General features: G+C 66.1%; 17 protein-coding genes. 4 read left to right on the top strand and 13 right to left on the bottom strand.

Features of this window, described 5'->3' with window-relative positions:
* Window positions 1-13 precede the first annotated feature (13 nt).
* The 10 genes from KH389_RS08975 to ccoN (KH389_RS09020) all read right to left on the bottom strand — a co-directional run bounded on the left by KH389_RS08975 (window position 14) and on the right by ccoN (KH389_RS09020) (window position 9170).
* Complete coding sequence (locus KH389_RS08975) at window positions 14-550, bottom strand: FixH family protein (protein WP_043862382.1); 537 nt, start codon at window positions 548-550, stop codon at window positions 14-16.
* Window positions 551-562: 12 nt separating this feature from the next.
* Window positions 563-1978, bottom strand: a complete 1416-nt coding sequence (gene ccoG / locus KH389_RS08980; RefSeq protein ID WP_043862383.1) for a cytochrome c oxidase accessory protein CcoG — start codon at window positions 1976-1978, stop codon at window positions 563-565.
* 293 nt (window positions 1979-2271) lie between these two features.
* Entirely contained in the window at window positions 2272-3252 is a 981-nt protein-coding gene (gene ccoP, locus KH389_RS08985; RefSeq protein WP_043862384.1) for a cytochrome-c oxidase, cbb3-type subunit III, read from the bottom strand.
* Window positions 3249-3446: a CcoQ/FixQ family Cbb3-type cytochrome c oxidase assembly chaperone gene (locus tag KH389_RS08990; RefSeq protein WP_043862418.1), complete on the bottom strand. Its 198-nt coding sequence runs from the start codon at window positions 3444-3446 to the stop codon at window positions 3249-3251. Before KH389_RS08990 ends, ccoP (KH389_RS08985) begins: the two co-directional genes overlap by 4 nt.
* Window positions 3447-3451: 5 nt before the next feature.
* Complete coding sequence (ccoO, locus tag KH389_RS08995) at window positions 3452-4060, bottom strand: cytochrome-c oxidase, cbb3-type subunit II (protein WP_043862385.1); 609 nt, start codon at window positions 4058-4060, stop codon at window positions 3452-3454.
* Window positions 4060-5502: a cytochrome-c oxidase, cbb3-type subunit I gene (gene ccoN / locus KH389_RS09000; RefSeq protein ID WP_043862386.1), complete on the bottom strand. Its 1443-nt coding sequence runs from the start codon at window positions 5500-5502 to the stop codon at window positions 4060-4062. Before ccoN (KH389_RS09000) ends, ccoO (KH389_RS08995) begins: the two co-directional genes overlap by 1 nt.
* A 489-nt stretch (window positions 5503-5991) precedes the next feature.
* The gene (gene ccoP, locus KH389_RS09005) at window positions 5992-6927 is read right to left on the bottom strand and encodes a cytochrome-c oxidase, cbb3-type subunit III (RefSeq protein WP_043862387.1); all 936 of its coding nucleotides are present in this window, start codon (window positions 6925-6927) and stop codon (window positions 5992-5994) included.
* Entirely contained in the window at window positions 6924-7121 is a 198-nt protein-coding gene (locus tag KH389_RS09010) for a cbb3-type cytochrome oxidase subunit 3 (RefSeq protein WP_043862388.1), read from the bottom strand. Before KH389_RS09010 ends, ccoP (KH389_RS09005) begins: the two co-directional genes overlap by 4 nt.
* A 5-nt stretch (window positions 7122-7126) precedes the next feature.
* Window positions 7127-7735: a cytochrome-c oxidase, cbb3-type subunit II gene (ccoO, locus tag KH389_RS09015; protein ID WP_043862389.1), complete on the bottom strand. Its 609-nt coding sequence runs from the start codon at window positions 7733-7735 to the stop codon at window positions 7127-7129.
* Window positions 7736-7745: 10 nt separating this feature from the next.
* Window positions 7746-9170, bottom strand: a complete 1425-nt coding sequence (ccoN, locus tag KH389_RS09020; protein ID WP_043862390.1) for a cytochrome-c oxidase, cbb3-type subunit I — start codon at window positions 9168-9170, stop codon at window positions 7746-7748.
* Window positions 9171-9219: 49 nt separating this feature from the next.
* Here ccoN (KH389_RS09020) and KH389_RS09025 point away from each other — a divergent pair, with 49 nt between their 5' ends.
* Window positions 9220-9909 carry an alpha/beta family hydrolase gene (locus KH389_RS09025; protein ID WP_043862391.1) on the top strand — a complete coding sequence of 230 codons (690 nt, stop codon included), beginning with the start codon at window positions 9220-9222 and terminating at the stop codon, window positions 9907-9909.
* Window positions 9910-9990: 81 nt separating this feature from the next.
* Here the strand turns inward: KH389_RS09025 and ppnP are convergent, their stop codons facing one another.
* Window positions 9991-10275 (bottom strand): pyrimidine/purine nucleoside phosphorylase, encoded by a 285-nt coding sequence (gene ppnP / locus KH389_RS09030; RefSeq protein ID WP_088515639.1) that lies wholly within the window; start codon window positions 10273-10275, stop codon window positions 9991-9993.
* 70 nt (window positions 10276-10345) lie between these two features.
* Window positions 10346-10897: a 3'-5' exonuclease gene (locus KH389_RS09035; protein WP_043862393.1), complete on the bottom strand. Its 552-nt coding sequence runs from the start codon at window positions 10895-10897 to the stop codon at window positions 10346-10348.
* Window positions 10898-11086: 189 nt separating this feature from the next.
* Between KH389_RS09035 and KH389_RS09040 the strand changes: the two genes are divergently transcribed.
* On the top strand, window positions 11087-11842 hold the full coding sequence (locus KH389_RS09040) for a substrate-binding periplasmic protein (RefSeq protein ID WP_213607514.1): 756 nt from the start codon (window positions 11087-11089) through the stop codon (window positions 11840-11842).
* 65 nt (window positions 11843-11907) lie between these two features.
* Window positions 11908-12921 carry a GNAT family N-acetyltransferase gene (locus tag KH389_RS09045; protein WP_213607234.1) on the top strand — a complete coding sequence of 338 codons (1014 nt, stop codon included), beginning with the start codon at window positions 11908-11910 and terminating at the stop codon, window positions 12919-12921.
* Between the two features lie 141 nt (window positions 12922-13062).
* On the opposite strand, the gene KH389_RS09050 is transcribed toward KH389_RS09045, so the two are convergent.
* Window positions 13063-13602, bottom strand: a complete 540-nt coding sequence (locus KH389_RS09050) for an RNA polymerase factor sigma-70 (protein WP_043862395.1) — start codon at window positions 13600-13602, stop codon at window positions 13063-13065.
* A 329-nt stretch (window positions 13603-13931) separates the two neighbouring features.
* On the opposite strand from KH389_RS09050, the gene KH389_RS09055 reads away from it, so the two are divergent.
* Window positions 13932-26882, top strand: coding sequence for a non-ribosomal peptide synthetase (locus KH389_RS09055; RefSeq protein WP_213607235.1), 12951 nt, complete (start codon window positions 13932-13934; stop codon window positions 26880-26882).
* The last annotated feature ends 19 nt before the right edge of the window (window positions 26883-26901 follow it).

A 26901-nucleotide genomic window follows, 5' to 3' on the forward strand; every position in this document is an offset into this window, starting at 1 on the left:
GATTGCAGTCGACTCATTTCTCGAGGTGTTCAGCCCCTTGCAGCGCCTCGTCACCCAGCATCAGCGTGGTGTCGTGCGCCACTTGCTCTTCTTCGAACAGGCGCCATACCTGGCCCTTTTCGGTACCCAGCAGCTCGACGAAACGCCGGCCCTCGACCTTGTCGCTCAACTGCCCCAGGTAACGTCCGGGCTCGCTTTCGCTGCGGGTCAGCATGATCTTGCGGTCCTTCTCCGGCTGGGTCGGCGAGATCAGGTTCAGCTCCAGGGTCTGCGGCTGGCTGTCACCGCTCAGGCGCAGGTCCACTTCGCCGGTCAGCTCGTCCAGGTGCACGCTGGCCTTGAGCTTCAGGCTCTGCCCCAGCAGCTCGCGGTCCAGCGAGCGGTTGATGCCCTTGCCAGCCTCGTAGTAGTTGTCGTTGACCAGGTTGTCCGGGTTGTTCACCGCGATGGTCACCATGGTCAGGCTCAAGGTCACCGACGTGGCCAGCACGCCGATGATGATCCACGGCCAGAGGTGGTGGTGCCAGGGGCTGGAGGCGTTTGCAGGCATGTCTCTACTCTCTTAGCGAATGTTGGGGCCGATGAAACGGCTCTTGGCTTCGACCTGGGTGCCGTTGTCGTCGGCGTCCTTGAGGGTGAAGGTGACTTCGTTGGCAGTCGAAGGCAGATCTTCCGGTGCCATCGACAGTTGTACCGGCAGGCTGACGATATCGCCGGCCGCCACGCGGATCTCCCGCGCGCCTTCGAGCTTGAGGTCCGGCAGGCCGGAGGCATCGAGCACGTACACGTGGTCGCGCTGGTCCTTGTTCATCACCTTGAGGCTGTACACGTTCTCGATGCGGCCCTGGGCGTTCTCGCGGTACAGCACGCGGTCCTTGCTCACGTCGAAGCCCACCAGCGGGCGCATGAGGAAGGCGGTGGCCAGCAGGCCGATCATCACCAGCAGCACCACGAAGTAGCCGATCAGGCGTGGGCGCAGCATGTGCGTCTTCTGCCCCGACAGGTTGTGCTCGGTGGTGTAGCTGATCAGCCCGCGCGGGTACTCCATCTTGTCCATGATGGTGTCGCAGGCATCGATGCAGGCGGCGCAGCCGATGCACTCGATCTGCAGGCCGTCGCGGATGTCGATGCCGGTCGGGCACACCTGCACGCACATGGTGCAGTCGATGCAGTCGCCCAGGCCCTTGGCCTTGTAGTCCATGTCCTTCTTGCGCGGGCCGCGGGTTTCGCCGCGACGCGGGTCGTACGACACGATCAGCGTGTCCTTGTCGAACATCACGCTCTGGAAGCGCGCATACGGGCACATGTAGATGCACACCTGCTCACGCAGCCAGCCGGCGTTGCCGTAGGTGGCCAGGGTGAAGAAGCCGACCCAGAAGTAGGCCCAGCCGTCGGCCTGGCCGGTGAAGAATTCGATGCTCAGTTCGCGAATGGGGCTGAAGTAGCCGACGAAGGTCATGCCGGTGACGAAGCCGATGCTCAGCCACAGGCTGTGCTTGGCCAGCTTGCGCACCAGCTTGTTGGTGCTCATGGGCGCCTTGTCGAGCTTGATGCGCTGGTTGCGGTCGCCTTCGGTGACCTTCTCGCACCACATGAAGATCCAGGTCCACACGCTTTGCGGGCAGGTATAGCCGCACCACACGCGCCCGGCGAACACGGTGATGAAGAACAGGCCGAAGGCCGCGACGATCAGGATGCCCGAGAGCAGGATGAAGTCCTGGGGCCAGATGGTGGTGCCGAAGATGTAGAACTTGCGCTCGGGCAGGTTCCACCACACGGCCTGGTGCCCGCCCCAGTTCAGCCAGACGGTACCGAAGTACAGCAGAAACAGGAGGGCCCCGCCGGCCATGCGCAGGTTGCGGAACAGGCCGGTGAAGGCGCGGGTGTAGATCTTTTCCCGTGCGGCATAGAGGTCGACGCCGCCGGCATCTTTCTTGGCAGGTGGGGTGACGTCATGTACTGGAATCTGTTTGCTCATCATTGAGTCCCACGGCAGTGGAAAAGTGCCGCGGCCAGTACATGCCGACCGCAGTCAGAAGTTGTTGCTGCTCTAGGGCGCATGATACGCCTGTCATTGCGGTACAGGGTGCAGTGCGACCTTTGGTCGCGTTGGTTAGTGGCGGGCGATAGTGTAGTGGAGCTTGTCAATTGACCTGAGTCACGTGGGTGGCAGATCCGGCCCCTTGGCCGGCTTGCCGGCAGAAGGGGCCTGCGCCAATAAAAAGGCCCCGCCAGCAACACTGGCGGGGCCTTTTCACAGCCGGGGCATGTTCACTGCGCTTCGGCGGTTTTCTCTGGCTGGTGCGACAGGCTGTAGACATAGGCCGCCAGCAGGTGGACCTTGTCGTTGCCCTGAATGTCCTGCTGCGCCGGCATCTGGCCCTGGCGGCCGTAACGGATGGTCTGCTGCAGCTGGGCGTAGCTCGAGCCGTAGATGAACGCCTGCGGATGGGTCAGGTTGGGCGCGCCCATCGCCGGGGTGCCTTTGCCTTCCGGTCCGTGGCAGGCCACGCAGTTGGCGGCGAACAGCTTCTTGCCGTTTTCCACGTCGGCCTTGGCGTCCTTGGGCAGGGTGCGGCCATCGAGGTTGGTCAGCACGAACCCGGCCACATCGGCCACGCCCTGCTCGCCGATCACTTCGGCCCACGCCGGCATCACGCCGTGACGACCGCCCATGATGGTGGCCTTGATGGTCTCGGGCTCGCCGCCCCAGCGCCAGTCGTCGTCGGTCAGGTTGGGGAAGCCGTAGGAGCCCTTGGCGTCGGAGCCGTGGCATACCGAGCAGTTGGAGGCGAACAGGCGGCCACCCATCTTCAGGGCTTGCGGATCCTTGGCCACTTCTTCAATTGGCATCGCTGCAAATTTGGCGAAGATCGGCCCGAACTTGGCATCCGAACGCGCCATTTCCTTTTCCCACTCGTGCACGCCGGTCCAGCCCGACTCGCCGTTGGCAAAGGCCACCTTGTTTTCGTTGTCCAGGTACTGGTAGCCCGGCAGCAGGCCTTTCCAGTTGCCCAGGCCCGGGTACAGCACCAGGTAGCCCAGGGCGAACACGATGGTGCCCACGAACAGCATGAACCACCACTTGGGCAGCGGGTTGTCGTATTCCTCGATGCCGTCGTAGGCGTGGCCCACGGTTTCTTCGGTGGTTTCGCTGCGCTGGCCCTTGCGGGTGGACAGCAGCAGCCAGGTCAGGGCAAAGATGGTACCCAGACTCAGAACGGTGACGTACAGACTCCAGAAGGTAGTCATTCTTTGTTACTCCTAGAAGCGCTCGCTTGCGCTTGCTCGACGTGCTTGCTGGCTTCGGGATCATCCGCGAAGGGCAGCATGGTCGCTTCGTCGAACTCGGACTTGCGCCGAGAACTGAATACCCACAACGCCAGGCCGATGAAGGCCACCATCACCACGACGGTGCCCAGGCCACGAATCATCCCGATATCCATCAAGGTCACCGTTTGCTTTTGATGATGGTGCCCAGCCCTTGCAGGTAGGCAACCAGAGCGTCCATTTCAGTCTTGCCCTTGACCGCGTCGCGGGCACCGGCGATGTCCTCGTCGGTGTAGGGCGTGCCGAGGGTACGCAACACTTCCATTTTCCTGGCGGTCAGCTTGCCGTCGAGGGTGTTCTCCACCAGCCACGGGTAGGCCGGCATCTTCGACTCCGGCACCACGTTGCGCGGGTTGTACAGGTGCGCGCGGTGCCAGTCGTCGGAGTAGCGGCCGCCGACGCGGGCCAGGTCAGGCCCGGTACGCTTGGAACCCCACAGGAACGGGTGGTCCCACACGCTTTCACCGGCTACCGAGTAGTGGCCGTAGCGCTCGGTTTCGGCGCGGAACGGACGGATCATCTGCGAGTGACACTGCACGCAGCCTTCACGGATGTAGATGTCGCGGCCTTCGAGCTCCAGCGCGACGCGGGGCTTCATGCCCTCGACCGGCTTGTTGGTGACGTCCTGGAAGAACAGCGGGACGATCTGGGTCAGGCCGCCGATGCTCACGGCGATGACCATGAAGAAGGCCAGCAGGCCGATATTCTTCTCGACTACTTCGTGCTTCATCAGTGAGCTCCAACGACAGCGATCTGAGCGGCGGCTTCAGCTTCGGCCGGCTGCGAGGCGCGGACGGTGCGCCAAACGTTGTAGGCCATCAGCAGCATGCCGGAGGCGAAGAACGCACCGCCCAGTGCACGCACGATAAAGCCCGGGTGGCTGGCCTGCAGCGCTTCGACGAAGGAGTAGGTGAGGGTGCCGTCGTCGTTGATGGCGCGCCACATCAGGCCCTGGGTGATGCCGTTGACCCACATCGAGGCGATGTACAGCACGGTGCCGATGGTCGCCAGCCAGAAGTGCGCGTTGATCAGGCCCACGCTGTGCATCTGCACGCGGCCATAGATTTTCGGAATCATGTGGTACAGCGCGCCGATCGAGATCATCGCTACCCAGCCCAGAGCGCCGGCGTGTACGTGGCCGATGGTCCAGTCGGTGTAGTGCGACAGCGAGTTGACGGTCTTGATCGCCATCATCGGGCCTTCGAAGGTCGACATGCCGTAGAACGCCAGCGATACCACCAGAAAGCGCAGGATCGGGTCGGTGCGCAGCTTATGCCAGGCGCCCGACAGGGTCATCATGCCGTTGATCATGCCGCCCCAGCTCGGGGCCAGCAGGATGATCGACATCGCCATGCCCAGCGACTGCGCCCAGTCGGGCAGGGCGGTGTAGTGCAGGTGGTGGGGGCCGGCCCAGATGTACAGGGTGATCAGCGCCCAGAAGTGCACGATCGACAGGCGATACGAGTAGATCGGGCGTTCGGCCTGCTTGGGTACGAAGTAGTACATCATGCCCAGGAAGCCGGTGGTCAGGAAGAAGCCCACGGCGTTGTGGCCGTACCACCACTGGATCATCGCGTCGGTCGCGCCCGAGTAGGCCGAGTACGACTTGAACAGGCTGACCGGCAGCGAGGCGTGGTTGACGATGTGCAGCATCGCGGTCACCACGATGAAGGCACCGTAGAACCAGTTGCCCACATAGATGTGCTTGGTCTTGCGCTTGACGATGGTGCCGAAGAACACCGCACCGTAGGTAACCCACACGATGGCCAGCAAAATGGCGATAGGCCATTCCAGTTCTGCGTATTCCTTGGTCGTGGTGTAGCCCAGCGGCAGGGTGACCAGCGCGCCGACGATCACCGCTTGCCAGCCCCAGAAGGTGAAGGCCGCGAGGCTGTCGGAAATCAGTCGCGTCTGGCAGGTTCGCTGCACGACATAGTAGGAAGTGGCAAACAGTGCGCACCCACCGAAGGCGAAGATCACCAGGTTGGTGTGCAGGGGGCGCAGGCGTCCAAAGCTCGTCCACGGCAGGTCCAGGTTCAGCTGAGGCCAGACCAGTTGCGAGGCGATGAAGACACCGAGGCCCATGCCAAGGATCCCCCAGACCACCGTCATGATGGCGAACTGGCGGACGACCTTATAGTTATAAGCAGTCGGACTGATTGCTGTGCTCATTCTAAGGTTCCACGGTTTGGGTGTTTTTGTTGGTTAAAAAATCGGCGCAAGTATGTATAAACCGTGTGGTTATTGCAACGCGATGGAAATCGCGCCGCACCTTGCGAAGGCCGATTTTACGGCGTTTCCAGCCGATTGGCGGTGGGAAGTGTACACAATCGCAAGGCGATAATGTGCACCATTATTCCGCTTTCGTTGTGCACGCATTAAGCTGCCTTGGCACTATCGTCCTGCGTGGTCAGGGCAGGCAATTCGCACTTGGGCCGGGATCCATCAGCCTTTGGTGGTGGCTCGCGAACAGAAAGTGCGCCAAAAAGGTGCATTCAGGTGCAAGACTTCAAGCCACTGTGGCAACAAGCTTAGTCTCGATCAGGGGGGGTGCAAGGCGGGTGTGCGGCGGGGTGCGACACTTGGTCGCAAGGGGCGGTGGGAACCGCCGCACCGTTGTCGATGCGGCGGTTTGAGTCAAGGCTCAGTTACATCATCGTTTCACTTGGCAGTTACGTTCTCTGCCGGTTGCGACAGGCTGTAGACATAGGCCGCCAGCAGGTGGACCTTGTCGTTGCCCTGAATGTCCTGCTGCGCCGGCATCTGGCCCTGACGGCCGTAACGGATGGTCTGCTGCAGCTGGGCATAGCTCGAACCGTAGATGAATGCCTGCGGGTGGGTCAGGTCAGGTGCGCCCATCGCCGGGGTGCCTTTGCCTTCCGGTCCGTGGCAGGCCACGCAGTTGGTGGCGAACAGCTGCTTGCCGTTTTCCACGTCGGCCTTGGCGTCCTTGGGCAGGCTGCGGCCATCGAGGTTGGTCAGCACGAACCCGGCCACATCGGCCACGCCCTGCTCGCCGATCACTTCGGCCCAGGCCGGCATCACGCCGTGACGACCGCCCATGATCGAAGCCTTGATGGTTTCCGGGTCACCGCCCCAGCGCCAGTCATTGTCGGTCAGGTTGGGGAAGCCGTAGGCACCCTTGGCGTCCGAGCCGTGGCACACCGAGCAGTTGGAGGCGAACAGGCGACCGCCCATTTTCAGCGCCTGCGGGTCCTTGGCCACTTCTTCCACCGGCATGGCGGCGAACTTGGCGAAGATCGGCCCGAACTTGGCGTCGGCGCGGTCCATTTCCTTTTGCCACTCGTTGGCGCCGGTCCAGCCGTTCTCGTAGCCGGGCAGGATGCCTTTCCAGTTGCCCAGGCCCGGGTACAGGATCAGGTAGCCCACCGAGAACACCAGGGTGCCGACGAACAGCCAGAACCACCACTTGGGCAGCGGGTTGTCGTACTCCTCGATGCCGTCGAAGCTGTGGCCCATGGTCTGGTCGGTGGTGCCCTTGCTCTGGCCCTTGCGGGTGCTGAGCAGCAGCCAGGTCAGGCCGATCAGGCTACCGATGGTCAGTACGCAGATGTACGTACTCCAGAAGGTGGTCATTGCCCGTTACTCCTCGATTCGGATTCTTTGGCGGCAGGTACAAGGCGATCGTCGGCGAACGGCAGCAGGCTCGCTTCGGCGAACTCGCGGTCACGCCGGCCGCTGAACACCCACAGCGCCAGGCCGATGAAGGCGATGGCTACCAGCAGGGTGCCCAGGCCGCGCAACTGGCCGATATCCAGTGTGAAGTCCATGGCGCTTACCTCTTGTTCTTGATCGCGGTGCCGAGCACCTGCAGGTAGGCGACCAGCGCGTCCATCTCGGACTTGCCCTTGAGCGAGGCCACGGCGCCGGTGATATCGTCGTCGCTGTAGGGCACGCCCAGGGTGCGCATCACGCGCAGCTTGGTCTCGGTATGGCTGCTGTCGACCGGGTTGGCCACCAGCCACGGGTAGGCCGGCATCTTCGACTCGGGTACCACGTTGCGCGGGTTGTACAGGTGCGCGCGGTGCCAGTCGTCGGAGTAGCGGCCGCCTACGCGGGCCAGGTCAGGCCCGGTACGCTTGGAGCCCCACAGGAACGGGTGGTCCCACACGCTTTCACCGGCTACCGAGTAGTGGCCGTAGCGTTCGGTTTCGGCGCGGAACGGGCGGATCATCTGCGAGTGGCACTGTACGCAGCCTTCACGGATGTAGATGTCGCGGCCTTCCAGCTGCAGCGCGGTGTAGGGCTTCATGCCTTCGACCGGCTTGTTGGTGACGTCCTGGAAGAACAGCGGGACGATCTGGGTGAGGCCGCCGATGCTGACGGCAAACACCATCAACAGCACCAGCAGGAAGACGTTCTTCTCGATTACTTCGTGTTTCATCAGGTTCTCCTCAGGCCAGCTGCGCAGTGGCGTTGGCGGTCTCGCCCGCTGGGGCACGCACGGTGCGCCAGGTGTTCCAGGCCATCAGGAACATGCCGGTGAGGAAGATCGCACCGCCCACGAACCGCACGATGAAGCCAGGGTGGCTGGCCACCAGGGTTTCGACGAAGGAGTAGGTCAGGGTGCCGTCGGCGTTGACTGCACGCCACATCAGGCCCTGGGCGATGCCGTTGACCCACATCGAGGCGATGTACAGCACGGTGCCGATGGTCGCCAGCCAGAAGTGCGCGTTGATCAGGCCAAGGCTGTACATCTGCTCGCGGCCGAACACTTTCGGGATCATGTGGTACAGCGCGCCGATCGAGATCATCGCTACCCAGCCAAGGGCGCCGGCGTGTACGTGGCCGATGGTCCAGTCGGTGTAGTGCGACAGGGCGTTGACGGTCTTGATCGCCATCATCGGGCCTTCGAAGGTCGACATGCCGTAGAACGCCAGCGACACCACCAGAAAGCGCAGGATCGGGTCGCTGCGCAGCTTATGCCAGGCGCCCGAGAGGGTCATCATGCCGTTGATCATGCCGCCCCAGCTGGGCGCCAGCAGGATCAGCGACATCACCATGCCCAGCGACTGCGCCCAGTCGGGCAGGGCGGTGTAGTGCAGGTGGTGCGGGCCGGCCCAGATGTACAGGGTGATCAGGGCCCAGAAGTGCACGATCGACAGGCGATACGAGTACACCGGGCGCTCGGCCTGCTTGGGCACGAAGTAGTACATCATGCCCAGGAAGCCTGCGGTCAGGAAGAAGCCTACGGCGTTGTGGCCGTACCACCATTGCACCATCGCGTCGGTGGCGCCGCCGTACAGCGAGTACGACTTGGTCAGGCTGACCGGGATTTCCAGGTTGTTGACGATATGCAGGATCGCCACGGTGATGATGAACGCACCGAAGAACCAGTTGCCCACGTAGATGTGCTTGGTGGTGCGCTTCATCAGGGTGCCGAAGAACACCACGGCGTAGGCCACCCAGACGATGGTGATCAGGATGTCGATCGGCCATTCCAGTTCGGCGTATTCCTTGGAGCTGGTATAACCCAGCGGCAGGCTGACGGCCGCGAGCACGATCACCAGTTGCCAGCCCCAGAAGGTAAAGGCGGCAAGGCGTGGCGAGAACAGCACGGTCTGGCAGGTACGCTGTACCGAGTAGTAGGAGGCGGCGAACAGTGCACAGCCCCCGAAGGCGAAGATCACCGCGTTGGTGTGCAAGGGGCGCAGGCGCCCGAAGCTGGTCCACGGGAGGTCGAAGTTGAGTGAAGGCCAGACGAGCTGCGCGGCGAGAAAAACGCCGAGCCCCATCCCGACGATTCCCCACACCACCGTCATAATGGCGAATTGGCGGACCACCTGGTAGTTGTAGGCGGTACTGCTGGTTGTGTTCATGTATGGGTTCCCATCCACGGTTATAGGCAGGCTAAACAGCGAGGCAAGCATGAGTAATGGGCAAGTGGCCGGTATTGACGGGGATCAATGGGCGCAGTGGGTCGAACAACGCGGCTGGTTGTACGATGCCCCGCAAAATCAGGCAGATGCGTCGCCCCTGGGGTGCCTGATCCTGGCCCACGGCGCGGGCGCACCCATGGACAGCGCGTTCATGACCGACATGGCGCAGAGGCTTGCCGCGCAAGGGCTGGCGGTACTGCGCTTCGAGTTTCCCTACATGGCCCAGCGCCGGCTCGATGGTGGCAGAAGGCCGCCAAACCCCCAGGCCCGCCTGCTCGACTGCTGGCGCGAAGTGGTAGCCCAGGTGCGACCATTGGTCGCTGGGCCACTGGTGATCGGCGGCAAGTCCATGGGCGGGCGCATGGCCAGCCTGGTGGCGGACGAACTGGGGGTGGATGCGCTGGTGTGCCTGGGGTATCCGTTCTATGCCGCAGGCAAGCCCGAGAAGCCGCGGGTGGCGCACCTGGCCGAACTGAAGACGCCAACCCTGATCGTGCAGGGCGAGCGTGATGCGCTGGGCAATCGCGAGACGGTGGAGGGGTATGCACTGTCGTCAGCCATCGAGCTGTGCTGGCTGGTGGCAGGGGATCATGACTTGAAGCCGCTGAAGGCCTCGGGGTTCAGCCATGCGCACCACCTAGGGGCGGCGGCGGACAGCATCGTGGCGTTTTTACGCTGATGGCCGCTTCGCCGGCAAGGCCGGCTCCTGCAACGACCGCAGTCCCCTGCAGGAGCCGGCCTTGTTGGCGAAGCCTTTGAATCAGTCGCGGTATTCGCACAGGTAGGCGGTATCGACCTTCACCTGCAGCTGGAACTTGCTGTCGGCCGGCACATTGAACTGGCTGCCGGCGGTAAAGGTTTCCCAGTTGTCGCTGCCCGGCAGCTTGACGATCAGGGCGCCGGACACCACGTGCATGATCTCGCGCTTGGCCGTACCGAACTCGTACTCGCCCGGGGCCATCACGCCGACAGTGGCCGGGCCTTCGGCGCCGGTGAAGGCGATCGACTTGACCGTGCCATCAAAGTACTCGTTGACCTTAAACATGGGCGACTCCTGAAAGGGGCAAAAAAGGGCTGGCCAGTATGCCCAAGCCTCCCGGTGGCGTCATCCGCTTTCAGGCGCCCTGGGCCGGCAGGCTCAGCGGCAGCAGGCGTGCGGTATTGCGCGCATCTTCCAGGGCGCGGTGCTGCTGCCCGACAAACTGCAGCCCGGCCAGGGCCAGCGCGCCCTTGAGCCCGGGCGGGCGTTTCAGGTGGCGAGCCTTGGCGAAGCGCTGCTTGAGGTTGAGGTGGCAGGTGTCGGCCAGCAGGCTGTGCACCTGGTGCACCTGCCATTCCTGCAGCAGCTGGCGGCGATCGTAGTCGCCCCAGCTGACCCAGCCCTGCAGGTGCGCCTGCTGATGCTGCAGCCAGTGCTCGAACCCGTCCCACACCTTGGCAAAGGAGGCGGCGGCGTCGATGTCCGCCTGGGCGATATGCGTCAGCTCACGGCAAAAGGGCGTCAGCAGCGGGCGCCGCCGGGGTTTGACGAAGCGCTGGAAGTGGTCCACCTCGCGGCCTTCGCGGTTGACCAGGCTGGCGCCGATCTCGATGATTTCCATGTCTTCGATCGGCCAGCCACCCTCGTCGGTGGTAGCTTCCAGGTCGATCACCAACCAGTGGCCCATGGCAGGCTCCTTGACAGATACTCGCCTGAGCGTAGCCAATCTGTGGTCTGTGCGGTATCCCGTGGCCATTTGCCTGATGGTTCTGCCAGTTGTGCAAGCGTAGGAAAACGCCTAGTTTAGGCGCGAACCCGTAAAGAGTGTGTTGCCTTGAGTTCAGCGTCACTGCCACAGGTCGTGCTCTCCCTGTCGATGCTCGCGGTGGCGTGGCTGACCACACCGGCGTGTGCCCAGGAGCAGATCAGGATCGGCGCAGCGCACTTTCCGCCGTACACCGTCAATCCCGAACGCGATACCGACAGCGGCCTGCTGGCGCAGTTGATCCAGGCCTTGAACGCGCTTCAGGACACCTACCATTTCACGCTGGTGCCCACCTCCATACCGCGACGCTTTCGCGACTTCAACGAGGGTCGCATCGACATGGCGATCTTCGAAAACCCTGACTGGGGCTGGAAAGGCATCGACTTCGTCAAGGTCGATCTCGGCCTCGAAGATGCCGAAGTCTTCGTCACGCACAATATCGAAGGCCGCGGCCAGGGCTACTTCGACAGCCTGCAGGGCAAGCGCCTGGCGTTGTACAGCGGCTATCACTACGCCTTCGCCGGTTTCAATGCCGACGCCAGGTACCTGCAGCAAACATTCGGCGCCACCCTGACCTATTCCCACGACAGCAACCTGATGATGGTGCAGCGCGACCGCGCCGACGTGGCCTTGGTGACCCGTTCGTACCTGTACGACTTTCTGGCGCGCCACGAGGATTACCGAGGCCAGTTCCTGGCCTCCGAGCGTACCGACCAGACCTATCACCATTACGCACTGCTGCGTCCCCAGGCACCGATCAGTGGCGAGGCCTTTGCCCGTCTGTTGCAGCAACTGCACGAGAACGGTCAGTTGCAGGACATCTTCGGGCCTTACCAGATCGGTGTCAGCGCGGCCCATTCGCCCTAAATTCGCCCACGGTTTTCACGTCAACAGCAGTGAGATTGTCTCTTCCACTTCGTGAGCCCAAGACCATGCCTTCCGATACCGCAACCTGCGCGTTGTCCCTGCCGCGCTGGCGCAGCCTCAGCGCCGATGAAACCGACTGCCACCTGAGCCTGGTGCTCGAAGACACGCCATTGGTGCGCCTGCGTCTGGAGCGCGGTGACGACCTCAACGTGCACCTGCAATACACCTGCCCCGAGCGCCCACAGCAGGCGTTGTGGGCCGCGTGCTACTGGCTGTTTTCCCGCGATCCGGGGTGTCAGCGCCTGTGCTGGCATCTGGCGCAGGTGCCCGAGGCGGCACTGGCCAGCGGCCTGCTGGTGGCCGACGAACAGGCGGGGCGCTACCGCTGCGAACGCACGCTGTTCTGGCAGTTGCCGCAACCGTGGCTGGGCGAATCGCTGTCGGGCGTGTACCCGCAGCAGATGCAGATCAGTGCCGGCAAGCGTCATCCGCGCCGTGCGCCCAAGCCGCGGGGGGAAGTATATCGGCGCTTCGATGCGCGGCTGGGGGCCTGGATCTCGTTGCGGACCCTGGAAATCGACCACGACCTGGAGCGCTTCAACCGTTGGCAGAACAACCCGCGGGTGCTGAGCTTCTGGCAGGAGGGCGGCAGCCTCGAACAGCACCGCGACTACCTGAGCAAGCTTGAGGCCGACCCGCACACACTGACCCTGATCGGCTGCTTCGACGACCAGCCGTTTGCCTACTTCGAAGCCTACTGGGCCAAGGAGGACCGGATTGCACCGTTCTATGCGGCCGACGACTACGACCGTGGCATTCACATGCTGGTAGGGGAGCAGACGCACCGCGGGCCGCACAAGGTGGCCAGCTGGCTGTCGGCGCTGGTGCACTACCTGTTCCTGGACGACCCGCGCACCCAGCGCGTGGTGGCCGAGCCTCGGGCCGACAATGCCAAGATGATCGGCTACATGCACGACCAGTGCTTTCACTGCGAGAAGGAGTTCGACTTCCCGCACAAGCGTGCGGCGCTGATGATCCTGGGGCGCGAGCGCTTCTTCGAGCGCTGCAGGCTCATGTAGGCCGGCACCCGATCCTGGGGGAGCCGGCGTTGCCGGCGAACCAGCACAAGGCGCTCGTTCTGCCGGACACCCGGCATCTGGCCTGGAGGATCGCCGGCAACGCCGGCTCCTACAGGGCAGCAGCGGCGCAGGGTGGCCCCTTCAGGCCACCTCACCCCGCGCCAGCGACACCTTGCGGCAATGCACCAGCGCATCGCGAATCATGAAGTTCACCAGGGTCGGCGACACGCCCAGCTCCTTGGCGATGTCCTTCTGCGGCACGCCATGCAGGCGGTACATCTCGAACGCATAGCGGGTGCGCTGCGGCAGCTCGCTCAGCGCATCGGCAATGTGCTCAAGCGTCGCGAAATTGATGTGCGTGGCTTCGGGCGAGGCACCATGGATGACCACATTCAGACCTTCCTCTTCGCTGCCGGAATACTTCAGCTCCATTGCCTGCTTGCGGTAATGGTCGATGGCCAGGTTGCGCACGATCTGGAACAGGTAGCTCAACTGCGCCTTGAACGACGAGGTGATCTGCGGGGCTGCACTGAGCCGGAAGAAAGCGTCCTGCACGACATCCTCGGCGCGTGAGCGACACCCGGTGATCCGGGCGGCAATTTTCACCAGAATGCTGCGATTGTCGACGAACGCTTGGAGTAACGGTGAATCGCACTTACTTGTGGACAGTTGTTCCGCCATGGAAATTTCACCTTGTTCTCGAAGAGGGAAGCGAAGCACTCCGCGAGGAGATGCTTCCTACGACGTGCGACAAGCTATTCTTAATGATAATTATTGTCAAATGCGAAAAGTAATACTTCAAACTGTTTTTTGGTTCTAAGCACCACCCCGTTATCCGCTTCGAAAATCACCTGTCGCCGCGCCACAGTGGCGCCTAATTATTTCACCCGTTCATCCGTTCCCCTGTGTACATCCTCGGCCCCTGAAGGGCGTGTGCCGGTGCCCGAACACCCGGCTCCCTGCGCCCCGCGATGCCGATTTTCACGTACAGACACTGGCAGGAACTTTCCATGACGGACGCCTTCGAACTCCCGGTTACGCTGGTCCAGGCCCTCACCCAGCGTGCTGCGCTGACCCCTGAGCGGGTGGCCTTGCGCTTTCTCGCCGAAGACGCCCGCGACCAGGCCGTGCTCAGCTACCGTGACCTGCACCTGCGTGCATGCAGCATCGCCGCCGCATTGCAGGCGCGTGCGGTGCCGGGCGACCGCGCGATCCTGCTGTTCCCCAGTGGCCCGGACTACGTCGCCGCGTTCTTCGGCTGCCTGTATGCCGGGGTGATCGCCGTGCCGGCCTATCCGCCGGAATCCTCGCGCACCCACCACCAGGCCCGCCTGCTGTCGATCATCGAGGACGCCCAGCCGCGCCTGCTGCTGACCGTCGACAACCTGCACAACAGCCTGCTGGCCCTGGATGCACTCAAGGGCGAGGATGCGCCGCAGCTGCTCAGCGTCGATCACCTCGACGCCGGCCTGGGCGAGCAGTGGCAGGCCCCGTCGCTCAAGCCGGACGACATCGCCTTTCTGCAGTACACCTCCGGCTCCACCGCGCTGCCCAAGGGCGTGCAGGTCAGCCACGGCAACCTTGTGGCCAACGAAGTGCTGATCCGCCACGGCTTCGGCATCGACGTGAACCCCGACGACGTGATCGTCAGCTGGCTGCCGCTGTACCACGACATGGGCCTGATCGGCGGCCTGCTGCAACCGATCTTCAGCGGCGTGCCCTGCGTGCTGATGGCCCCGGCCTACTTCCTGGCGCGGCCGCAGCGCTGGCTGCAGGCGATCAGCGATTACCGCGGCACCATCAGCGGCGGGCCGGACTTCGCCTACCGCCTGTGCAACGAGCGCGTCAGCAGTGCGGCGCTGGCCAGCCTCGACCTGAGCTGCTGGCGCGTGGCCTATTCGGGCTCCGAGCCGATCCGCCAGGACAGCCTCGACAGCTTTGCCGACAAATTCGCCGCGTGCGGTTTCGTGCCCTCGAGTTTCTTCGCCAGCTACGGCCTGGCCGAAGCCACCCTGTTCGTCAGTGGCAGCGTGCGCGGCGGCGGTATCCCCGCGCTGGCGCTGGACAGCGCGGCACTGGCGCACAACCGCGCCGAAGCAGGCGAGGGCAGCGTGCAGATGAGCTGCGGCTTCAGCCAGCCGCTGCACGCGGTGCAGGTCGTCGAACCGCACACCCTGGCTGTGCTGGGCGACAACCAGGTGGGCGAGATCTGGGCCGCCGGCCCGAGCATCGCCCTCGGTTACTGGCGCAACCCCGAGGCCAGCGCAAAGACCTTCGTCGAGCACGGCGGGCGCACCTGGCTGCGCACCGGCGACCTGGGCTTCATGCGTGACGGCGAACTGTTCGTCACCGGGCGCCTGAAGGACATGCTCATCGTGCGCGGGCACAACCTCTACCCGCAGGACCTGGAAAAGACCCTGGAGCGCGAGGTCGACGTGCTGCGCAAGGGCCGCGTGGCGGTGTTCGCCGTCGACGACCAGGGCGAGGAGGGTATCGGCATCGCGGTGGAGATCAGCCGCAACGTGCAGAAGGTCATCGAGCCGGCGAACCTGATCCGCACCCTGCGCCAGGTCATCGCCGATGCCTGCCAGCAGGCACCGGCGGTGGTGCTGCTGCTCAACCCCGGTGCGTTGCCCAAGACCTCCAGCGGCAAGTTGCAGCGTTCGGCCTGCCGCCTGCGCCTGCACGATGGCAGCCTGGACTGCTACGCCCGCTTCCCGGAGGCCCAGGCGCCTGCCGCACGCCACGCGGCGCCGAGCGGCGACGGGTTGCAGGCGCTGATCGCGCGGCTGTGGTGCGAGCAACTGAACGTGGCCGAGGTGGGCGACGACGATCACTTCTTCCTGCTCGGCGGCAACTCCATCGCCGCCACCCAGCTCACGGCGCGCCTGCGTGACGAACTGGGGCTGGAACTGAGCCTGAGCCTGCTGTTCGAAGCGCCGACCCTGGCAGGCTTCACTGCCCAGGTGGCCCGCCTGCACATCGACGGCGGGGTGGCCCAGGGCGCCATCGCGCAATTGCCCCGGGAAGAGGCGCTGCCGCAATCGCTGGCCCAGGCCCGGCTGTGGCTGCTGTGGCAACTGGAGCCTGGCAGTGCGGCCTACAACATCCCGGGTGGCCTGCGCCTGCGCGGCGAACTGGACGAGGCCGCGCTGCGCAGCAGCTTCCAGGCGCTGGTGGCCCGCCATGAAGCGCTGCGCACGGTGTTTGCCGACCACCACGGGCAACCGGTGCAGCGCGTGCTGGCGAACCTGGCGTTGCAGGTGCACAGCCTGGACCTGGGGCACGAAACCCCGGCCCGCGTTCAGCAGTTGCGCGAAGACGAGGCGCGCCAACCCTTCGACCTGGAGCGCGGGCCGCTGCTGCGGGTCACCCTGGTACGCCAGGACAACGAAACCCATCAGCTGTGGGTGACCCTGCACCACATCATCGCCGACGGTTGGTCGATGAACATTCTGCTGGACGAATTCGCGCGCCTGTATGCCGCCGCCTGCCAGGGCCAGCAGGCGCGACTGAATACGTTGCCGGTGCATTACGCCGACTATGCCAGCTGGCAGCGCCAGTGGCTGGCCCAGGGGGAAAGTACCCGCCAGCTCGCCTACTGGAAGGCCTTGCTCGGCGATGCGCAGCCGGTGCTCGACCTGCCCACCGATCACCCGCGCTCGGTGCAGCAGCGCAACAGTGCCACGCGCCTGAGCCTGCGTCTTGAGCCGGCGCTGGGCACTGCACTGCGCCAGGTGGCCCAGGCCCACGATGCCAGCCTGTTCATGCTGTTGCTGGCGGCCTGGCAAACCCTTCTGCACCGCTACAGCGGCCAGCGCGACATCCGTGTCGGCGTGCCCAATGCCAACCGCCCGCGCCTGGAAACCCAGGGCCTGGTCGGCTTCTTCATCAACCCCCAGGTGCTGCGTGCCGAGCTTGACCCGCGCCAGCCCTTCAGTGCCTTGCTGGCCCAGGTGCGCCAGCGCACCCTTGAAGCCCAGGCCAACCAGGACCTGCCGTTCGAGCAGTTGGTCGAAGCCTTCCCCGAGGCCCGCCAGCAGGGCCTGTTCCAGGTCATGTTCAACCACCAGCAGCGCGACCTCGGCGCCTTGCGCCGCCTGCCGGGGCTGTTGGCCGACGAACTGGCGTGGCACAGCCGCGAGGCCAAGTTCGACCTGCAACTGCACAGCGAAGAAGACCACCAGGGCCGCATCAGCCTTTCCTTCGACTATGCCGACGAGCTGTTCGACGCTGCCAGCATCGAGCGCCTGGCCGCGCAACTGGTCAGCCTGCTGCAGCAGGTGAGCAGCGCGCCGCAGCTGCCGCTGGCCGAGCTGAACCTGCTCGACGCCCCGGGCCGCGCCCAACTGCTCGACTGGGGCCAGGCCCCGGCAGCGGCCCCCGGCCAGTGGCTGGTGGAGCAACTCAACGAACAGGCGCGCAGCACCCCGCAGCGCACCGCGCTGGTATGGGCCGGCGGCAGCCTGGACTACGCGAGCCTGCACACCCAGGCCAACCGCCTGGCCCATTACCTGCGCGACAAGGGCGTGGGCCCGGACGTGTGCGTGGCGATTGCCGCCGAGCGTTCGCCGCAGCTGCTGGTGGGCCTGCTGGCTATTCTCAAGGCCGGTGGTGCCTACGTGCCGCTGGACGTCGACTACCCGGCCGAGCGCCTGGCCTACATGCTCGCCGACTGCGGCGCAAGCCTGCTGCTCAGCCACAGCGAGGTGCTCGAACGCCTGCCCCAGGTCGAGGGCGTGAGTACCATCGCCATGGACACCCTGCACCTGGACAACTGGCCCAGCCAGGCGCCGGGCCTGCACCTGCACGGTGACAACCTGGCCTACGTGATCTACACCTCCGGCTCCACCGGCCAGCCCAAGGGCGTGGGCAACACCCATGCGGCCCTGGCCGAGCGCCTGCACTGGATGCAGGCCACCTATGCGCTGGACGACCACGACGTGCTGCTGCAAAAAGCCCCGATCAGCTTCGACGTGTCGGTGTGGGAATGCTTCTGGCCGCTGGCCCAGGGCTGCACGCTGGTGCTGGCCGGCCCCGGCGAGCACCGCGACCCGCAGCGCATCGCCGAACTGGTGCAGCAGCATGGCGTGACCACGCTGCACTTCGTGCCGCCGCTGTTGCAGGTGTTCGTGCAGGAGCCCCTGGCGGCCGCCTGTACCAGCCTGCGCCGGGTGTTCTCCGGCGGCGAGGCGTTGCCGGCGGCGCTGCGCGACCGGGTGCTGCAGATACTGCCGCACGTGGCACTGCACAACCGCTATGGCCCGACCGAAACCGCGATCAACGTCACCCACTGGCACTGCCGCCGTGAAGACGGCCTGCGCTCGCCCATCGGCCGGCCCCTGGCCAACGTGCAGTGCCAGGTGCTAGATGAGGAGCTGGCGCTTTCGCCTGTGGGGGTGCCCGGTGAGCTGTGTCTGGGCGGTGCGGGCCTGGCCCGTGGCTACCTGGGCCGGCCGGGCCTCACCGCCGAACGCTTCGTGCCCGGCGCCGACGGCCAGCGCCTGTACCGCAGCGGCGACCGTGCGCGCTGGCTGGCCGACCTGGGGGCACTGGAATACCTGGGCCGCATCGACCAGCAGGTCAAACTGCGCGGTTTTCGTGTAGAGCCCGAAGAGGTGCAGGCCTGCCTGCTGGCCCAGCCGGGCGTGGAGCAGGCCGTGGTGCTGGTGCGCGACACGGCGGCCGGCCCGCAACTGGTCGGCTACTACACCCACGCGCACGACTGCGGCGAAGCATTGCTGAGCGCACTGGCGGCGCAATTGCCGCCCTACATGGTGCCCGCGCAACTGGTGCACCTGGCGCAGATGCCGCTGGGCCCCAGCGGCAAGCTCGACCGCAAGGCGCTGCCCGAGCCGAGCTGGCAGCAGCGCGTGCATGTTGCCCCGGTCACGCCGCTGCAACAGCAGATCGCCGCCATCTGGTGCGATGTGCTGGGCCTGGCGCGGGTCGGCCTGGACGATGACTTCTTCGCCCTCGGCGGGCACTCGCTGCTGGCCACCCAGATCATCGCCCGCACGCGCCAGGCCTGCGACGTCGAACTCCCGCTGCGCACCCTGTTCGAAGCCAGCGCGCTGGGCGCCTTCGCCGCGCGCATCGAGGCCCTGCAACTGGCCGGGCAGCACAACCTGCAAGGCGAAATAACGCGCATCGACCGCAGCCAGCCGGTGCCGCTGTCGTACTCGCAGCAGCGCATGTGGTTCCTCTGGCAGATGGAGCCGGACAGCCCGGCCTACAACGTCGGCGGCATGGCGCGCCTGCGCGGGGTGCTGGACGTCAGCCGCTTCGAACAGGCCCTGCAGGCGCTGATCGTGCGCCACGAGACCTTGCGCACCACCTTCCCGAGCATCGATGGCGTACCGTACCAGGCCGTTTCGCCCGACACCGGGCTGGTGATGAACTGGCTGGATTTTTCGGCCCACGACCAGGTGCAGCGCCAGCAGCGCCTGCAGGCCCTGGCCGACGAGCAGGCGCACCAGCCGTTCGACCTGGAGACCGGGCCGCTGCTGCGTGCCTGCCTGGTCAAGGCCGGCGAGCAGGAGCACTACTTCGTGCTCACCCTGCACCACATCGTCACCGAAGGCTGGGCCATGGACATCTTTGCCCGCGAGCTGGGCGAGCTGTACGAAGCGTTTCTCGACGACCGCGATTCGCCGCTCGAACCGCTGCCGGTGCAGTACCTGGACTACAGCGTGTGGCAGCGCCAGTGGCTGGAGGCCGGCGAGCGCCAGCGCCAGCTGGACTACTGGCGCGCACAGCTGGGCGATGAACACCCGGTGCTGGAGTTGCCCGCCGATCGTCCGCGCCCGGCGGTGCAGAGCCACCGCGGCGAGCTGTACCGCTTCGACCTGAGCGATGAGCTGGCCGCCAGGGTGCGCGCCTTCAATGCCGAGCATGGCCTGACCCTGTTCATGACCATGACCGCCACCCTGGCGCTGCTGCTGTACCGCTACAGCGGGCAGACCGACCTGCGCATCGGCGCACCGGTGGCCAACCGCATCCGCCCGGAAAGCGAGGGGCTGATCGGCGCCTTCCTCAACACCCAGGTGCTGCGTTGCCAGCTGGACGGGCAGATGCGCGTGGCCGACCTGATCGAGCAGGTGCGCCAGACCGTGATCGACGGCCAGTCGCACCAGGACCTGCCGTTCGACCACCTGGTCGAAGCCTTGCAGCCACCGCGCAGCGCCGCCTACAACCCGCTGTTCCAGGTGATGTGCAACGTGCAGCGCTGGGAATTCCAGCAGAGCCGCCAACTGGCCGGCATGCAGGTGGAGTACCTGGTCAACGACGCCCGGGCGACCAAGTTCGACCTCAACCTGGAAGTCACCGACCTCGACCGTCGCCTGGGCTGCTGCCTGACCTACAGTTGCGACCTGTTCGACGCGCCGCGCATCGCGCGCATGGCGGCGCACTGGCAGCGGTTGCTCGACGCCTTGCTGGCCGACCCGCAGCAACGCCTGTGCGAACTGCCGCTGCTGGGCCAGGGCGAGCGCCAGGCCCTGTTCGACAACCTGGCCGGCGACCCCGCAGCGCCGGGCCTGAACCGCACCGTGCATGACCTGTTCAGTGCACAGGCCCAGCGCACCCCGGATGCACTGGCACTGACCTTTGCCGGCGAACACCTGAGCTACGCCCAGCTCGATGCCCGGGCCAACCGCCTGGCGCGGGTGCTGCGCGAACGTGGCGTGGGCCCGCAGGTGCGGGTGGGCCTGGCGCTGGAGCGTTCGGCGCAGCTGGTGATCGGCCTGCTGGCGATCCTCAAGGCCGGCGGCGCCTACGTGCCGCTGGACCCGGAATACCCCCTCGAACGCCTGCAGTACATGATCCAGGACAGCGGCATCGGCCTGCTGCTGGGCCAGCGCGCGCTGTTCGACAGGCTGGGCGAGCTGCCGCCCGGCGTGGCCCGCTGGTGCCTGGACGACGACGCGGCGGCGCTGCACGGCTACAGCGCCGAGGCCTTGCCGTCACTCAGCCTGCCGGGTCACCAGGCCTACCTGATCTACACCTCCGGCTCCACCGGCAAGCCCAAGGGCGTGGTGGTCAGCCATGGCGAGATCGCCATGCACTGCCTGGCGGTGATCGAGGCGTTCGGCATGCGCAGCGACGACTGCGAGCTGCACTTCTATTCGATCAACTTCGACGCGGCCACCGAGCGCCTGCTGGTGCCATTGCTCAGCGGCGCACGGGTGGTGCTGCGCGCCCAGGGGCAGTGGGGCGCCGAGGAAATCTGCACGCTGATCCGCCAGCAGCAGGTCAGCGTGCTGGGCTTCACGCCGAGCTACGGCAGCCAGCTGGCGCAATGGCTGGCCAGCCGCGACGAACAGCTGCCGGTGCGCCTGTGCATCACCGGCGGCGAAGCACTGACCGGCGAGCACCTGCAACGCATTCGCGAGGCGTTCAAGCCGGCGCAGTTCTTCAATGCCTACGGCCCCACCGAAACCGTGGTGATGCCGCTGGCCTGCCTGGCACCACCGGCCCTTGAAGCGGGCGCCGGCAGCGTGCCGATCGGCCGGGTGATCGGCGCCCGCGTGGCGTACATCCTCGATGCCGACCTGGCGCTGCTGCCGCAGGGCGCCATCGGTGAGCTGTACATCGGTGGCGCAGGCCTGGCCCAGGGCTACCATGATCGACCTGGGCTGAGCGCCGAACGCTTCGTCGCCGACCCGTTCAGCCAGCGGGGCGGGCGCCTGTACCGCACCGGCGACCTGGTGCGCCAGCGCGCCGATGGGCTGGTGGAGTACATGGGGCGTATCGACCATCAGGTGAAGATCCGCGGCTTCCGTATCGAACTGGGTGAGATCGAAAGCCGCCTGCTGGAACATGCCGACGTGCGCGAGGCCGTGGTGCTGGCGCTGGACATGCCCGGCGGCAAGCAACTGGCTGCCTACCTGGTGTGCGAGCAGGCACAGGCCGGCGCCGAACAGCAGGCGGCGCTGCGCGACAGCCTCAAGGCGCAACTGCGGGTGAACCTGCCCGACTACATGGTGCCCGCCCACCTGGTGCTGCTGGATCAGATGCCGCTGACCGGCAACGGCAAGCTCGACCGTCACGCGTTGCCGCTGCCGGACAGGGAGCAGGGCCGCGAGCACTACGAGGCGCCACGCAGCGAGGTGGAGCAGCAACTGGCCGCGATCTGGCGCGATGTGCTCAACGTCGAGCGCGTGGGCCTGCAGGACAACTTCTTCGAACTGGGCGGCGACTCGATCCTGTCGATCCAGGTGGTCAGCCGCGCCCGCCAGCTGGGCCTGCACTTCAGCGCCCGCGACCTGTTCCAGCAGCAGACCGTGCAGACCCTGGCCACGGTGGTCAGCCGCAGCCAGGCCACGTTGATCGAACAGGGCCCGCTCAGCGGCGCCGCAGCGCTCACGCCGATCCAGCACTGGTTCTTCGACAGCGACGTGGTGCAACCGCAGCACTGGAACCAGGCCGTGCTGCTGGCGCCTGCCGAACGCCTGGCCGGCGAAGCGCTGGAACAGGCTCTGCAGGCGCTGGTGGCGCATCACGATGCACTGCGCCTGCGCTTTTGCGAGGGCCGCGCCAGCTACGCCCCGGCCGATACGCGCGCACTGCTGTGGCAGGCTTCGGTGGCCGATCTGCAGGATTGCCAGGCCCTGTACAGCGATGTGCAGCGCAGCCTCGACCTCGCCGACGGCCCGCTGCTGCGTGCGCTGCTGGTGGAGGACGGGCAGGGCGCCCAGCGCCTGCTGCTGGCGATCCATCACCTGGTGGTGGATGGCGTGTCGTGGCGCGTGCTGCTCGAAGACCTGCAGGCGCTGTACCGTGGCCAGCCGCTGGCAGCCAAGACCAGCGCGATGAGCCACTGGGCCGCACGCCTGGCCACCTATGCCGGCAGCGACTCGCTGCGTGACGAGCAGCACTGGTGGCAGGCGCAGCTCAGTGCCGCCACCCGCGAGCTGCCGTGCGACCACCCCCAGGGTGCCAACCTGCACCGCCAGGCGCACACCGTCAGCGTGCAACTGAGCCAGGGGCAGACGCGCCAGTTGCTGCAGCAGGCCCCCGCGGCCTACCGCACCCAGGTCAACGACCTGTTGCTGACCGCGCTGGCCCGGGTGCTGTGCCGCTGGAGCGGCGATACCTCGGTGTTGGTGCAGCTCGAAGGGCATGGCCGCGAGACCCTGTTCGACGAGATCGACCTGAGCCGCAGCGTCGGCTGGTTCACCAGCGCCTACCCGCTGCGCCTGAGCCCGCTGAACATCGAGGAGGCCGCCGGGCAGGCGGCCTCGATCAAGGCGATCAAGGAGCAACTGCGCAGCGTGCCGCACAAGGGCCTGGGGTATGGGGTACTGCGCTACCTGGCCGATGACGCCACCCGCGAAGCCATGGCCGCGCTGCCCCAGGCGCGCATCACCTTCAACTACCTGGGCCAGTTCGACCAGCAGTTCGGCAGTGCGGCGCTGTATCAGCCGGTGGACGAACCCGCGGGCCTGGCCCACGACCTCGACGCACCGCTGCCCAACTGGCTGAGCGTCGACGGCCAGGTGTACGGCGGCCAGTTGCAGCTGCGCTGGACCTTCAGCCGCGAGCGCTTCGACACCCAGACCATCGAAGAGCTGGCCCGCGCCTACCTCGGCGAGCTGGCGAGCCTGATCGTCCATTGCCTGGATGACGCCAACGGCAGCTTCACGCCGTCGGACTTCCCGCTGGCGCGCCTGACCCAGGCACAGATCGACAGCCTGCCGGTGCCCGCCGCGCAGATCGAGGACGTATACCCGCTGACCCCGATGCAGGAGGGCATGCTGCTGCACACCCTGCTCGAACCGGGCACGGGCATCTACTACATGCAGGACCGCTACCGCATCAACAGCGAGATCGACCCGCAGCGCTTCGCCCAGGCCTGGCAGGCGGTGGTGGCGCGGCACGAAGCCCTGCGCGCCTCGTTCTGCTGGAATGCCGGCGAAGGCATGCTGCAGATCATTCACAAGCCCGGCACCACGCCCATCGACTATCAGGACTGGAGCGCCGACCCGCAGGCCGATCACGAAGCACGCCTGCAGGCCCTGCACAAGCAGGAGCGCGAGGCCGGTTTCGAGCTGTTGCAGCAGGCGCCGTTCCACCTGCGCCTGATCCGCGTGGGCCAGGCGCAGTACTGGTTCATGATGAGCAACCACCACATCCTCATCGATGCCTGGTGCCGCTCGCTGCTGATGAACGACTTCTTCGAGCTCTACCTGGCCCTGGGCGAGGGCCGTGAGGCGCAGCTGGCGACGCCGCCGCGCTACCGCGACTACATCGGCTGGCTGCAGCACCAGAGCCTGGACGAGGCGCGCCAGTGGTGGCGGCAGAACCTGCAGGGCTTCGAGCGCACCACCTACCTTCCAAGCGACCGCCCGCTGCTGCGCGAGCACGCGGGCGATCACGGCGGCATGCAGGTGGGCGACTGCTACACGCGCCTGGCGGTGGAGGACGGGGTACGCCTGCGCGAGCTGGCCCAGGCCCATCAGCTGACCGTCAACACCTTCGCCCAGGCGGCCTGGGCGCTGGTGCTCAGCCGCTTCAGCGGCGAGCGTGACGTGGTGTTCGGCGTGACCGTGGCCGGGCGCCCGGTCAGCCTGCCGCAGATGCAGCACACCGTGGGCCTGTTCATCAACAGCATCGCACTGCGTGTCACACTGCCGGCCCCCGGCGAGCGGTGTTCGGTGCGCCAGTGGCTGCAGGGCCTGCTGGAACGCAACATGGAGGTGCGCGAGTACGAGTACCTGCCGCTGGTCAACATCCAGGAATGCAGCGAACTGCCCAAGGGCCAGCCGCTGTTCGACAGCCTGTTCGTGTTCGAGAACGCCCCGGTCGAAGTGGCGGTGCTGGACCGCGCCCAGAGCCTGAATGCAACCTCCGACTCGGGCCGCACCCACACCAACTTCCCGCTCACGGCGGTGTGCTACCCCGGCGACGACCTGGGCCTGCACCTGTCGTTCGACCAGCGCTACTTCGACCGCGCCACCGTCGAACGCCTGCTGGGCGAATTCAAGCGCCTGCTGCTGGCGCTGATGGAGGGCTTGCACGGCGATGTGGCGCAGCTGGCACTGCTGGGCGAGCAGGAACAGCGCTTCCTGCTGCAGGACTGCAACCGCAGCGAGCATGCCTATCCGCTGCAGCAGAGCTACGCGGCGTTGTTCGAGGCGAGGGTGGCGGCGCATCCCGATCGGGTGGTCGCACGCTGCCTCGAACAGCAGTGCAGCTACGCCGAGCTGAACTGCCAGGCCAACCGCCTCGGGCATGCCCTGGTGGCGGCCGGGGTGCAGGTCGACCAGCCGGTGGCACTGCTGGCCGAGCGCGGGCTGGCGCTGCTGGGCATGATCGTCGGCAGCTTCAAGGCCGGCGCCGGCTACCTGCCGCTGGACCCGGGCCTGCCCGGCGCGCGTCTGCAACGCATCGTCGAGCTCAGCCGCACCCCGGTGATCGTCTGCACCCGGGCCTGCCTGGCCCAGGCACAGGCCCTGCTCGACGAACTGGGGTGTGCCGGGCGGCCGCGCCTGCTGGTGTGGGAGGACATTCAGGCCGGCGACGGCAGCGAAGCCAACCCGGGCATCTACAGCGCGCCGGAGAACCTCGCCTACGTGATCTACACCTCCGGCTCCACCGGCCTGCCCAAGGGCGTGATGGTCGAGCAGCGCGGCATGCTCAACAACCAGCTGAGCAAGGTGCCGTACCTGCAACTGGGCGAGGCGGACGTGATCGCGCAGACCGCCTCGCAGAGCTTCGATATCTCGGTGTGGCAGTTCCTTGCCGCGCCGCTGTTCGGCGCGCAGGTGGCCATCGTGCCCAATGCCATCGCGCACGATCCGCAAGGGCTGCTGGAGCATGTGCAGGCCGCCGGCATCACGGTGCTCGAAAGCGTGCCGTCGCTGATCCAGGGCATGCTGGGCAACGAGCGCCAGCACCTGAGCGGCCTGCGCTGGATGCTGCCCACCGGCGAGGCGATGCCGCCGGAGCTGGCCTGGCAGTGGCTGGAGCGCTACCCGCAGGTCGGCCTGGTGAATGCCTACGGCCCGGCCGAGTGCTCCGATGACGTGGCGTTCTTCCGCGTCGATGCGGCCTCCACCCAGGGCAGCTACCTGCCGATCGGCACGCCGACCGACAACAACCGCCTGTACCTGTTCGGTGAAGATCACGAGCTGGTGCCGCTGGGCGCGGTGGGCGAGCTGTGCGTGGCCGGCACCGGGGTAGGGCGCGGCTACGTGGGCGACACGCTGCGCACGGCCCAGGCGTTCATCCCGCACCCGTTCGGCGCCCCGGGCGAGCGCCTGTACCGCACCGGCGACCTGGCACGCCGGCGTGCCGACGGGGTGCTGGAGTACGTGGGGCGCATCGATCACCAGGTGAAGATTCGCGGCTACCGCATCGAACTGGGCGAAATCGAGGCACGCCTGCATGAACAGGTCCAGGTGCGTGACGCGGCGGTGGGCGTGCAGGAGGGTGCAAACGGCAAGCACCTGGTCGGCTACCTGGTGGCGGCCGACAGCCGTGCCGACACGGCGCCATTGCTGGAACAGGTTCGCCAGCGCCTGCGCGCCGAACTGCCGGAGTACATGGTGCCGCTGCACTGGGCGTGGCTGGCCGAGTTGCCGCGCAACGCCAACGGCAAGCTCGACCGCAAGGCGCTGCCGGCCATCGAGTTCGGCCAGCAGCACAGCCAGGCCTACCTGGCGCCGCGCAGCGAACTGGAGCAGCAACTGGCTGACATCTGGGCCGATGTGCTCAAGGTCGAGCGGGTGGGGGTGCGCGACAACTTCTTCGAGTTGGGCGGGCATTCGCTGCTGGCCACCCAGATTGCTTCGCGGGTGCAGAAGGTGCTGCAGCTGAACGTGCCGCTGCGGGCCATGTTCGAATGCAGCAGCGTGGAGGAACTGGCGATCTATGTGGAGGGCCTCGAGGCCACGGTGCTGAGCGACGACAAGGTCGACCGGCTGAGTGACCTGATGGCTTCGCTGGAGGCGTTGTAGGCAGCCGAGCGGGGCATTT

It is taken from the genome of Pseudomonas qingdaonensis, assembly GCF_018398475.1.
Lineage (GTDB): Bacteria > Pseudomonadota > Gammaproteobacteria > Pseudomonadales > Pseudomonadaceae > Aquipseudomonas > Aquipseudomonas palmensis.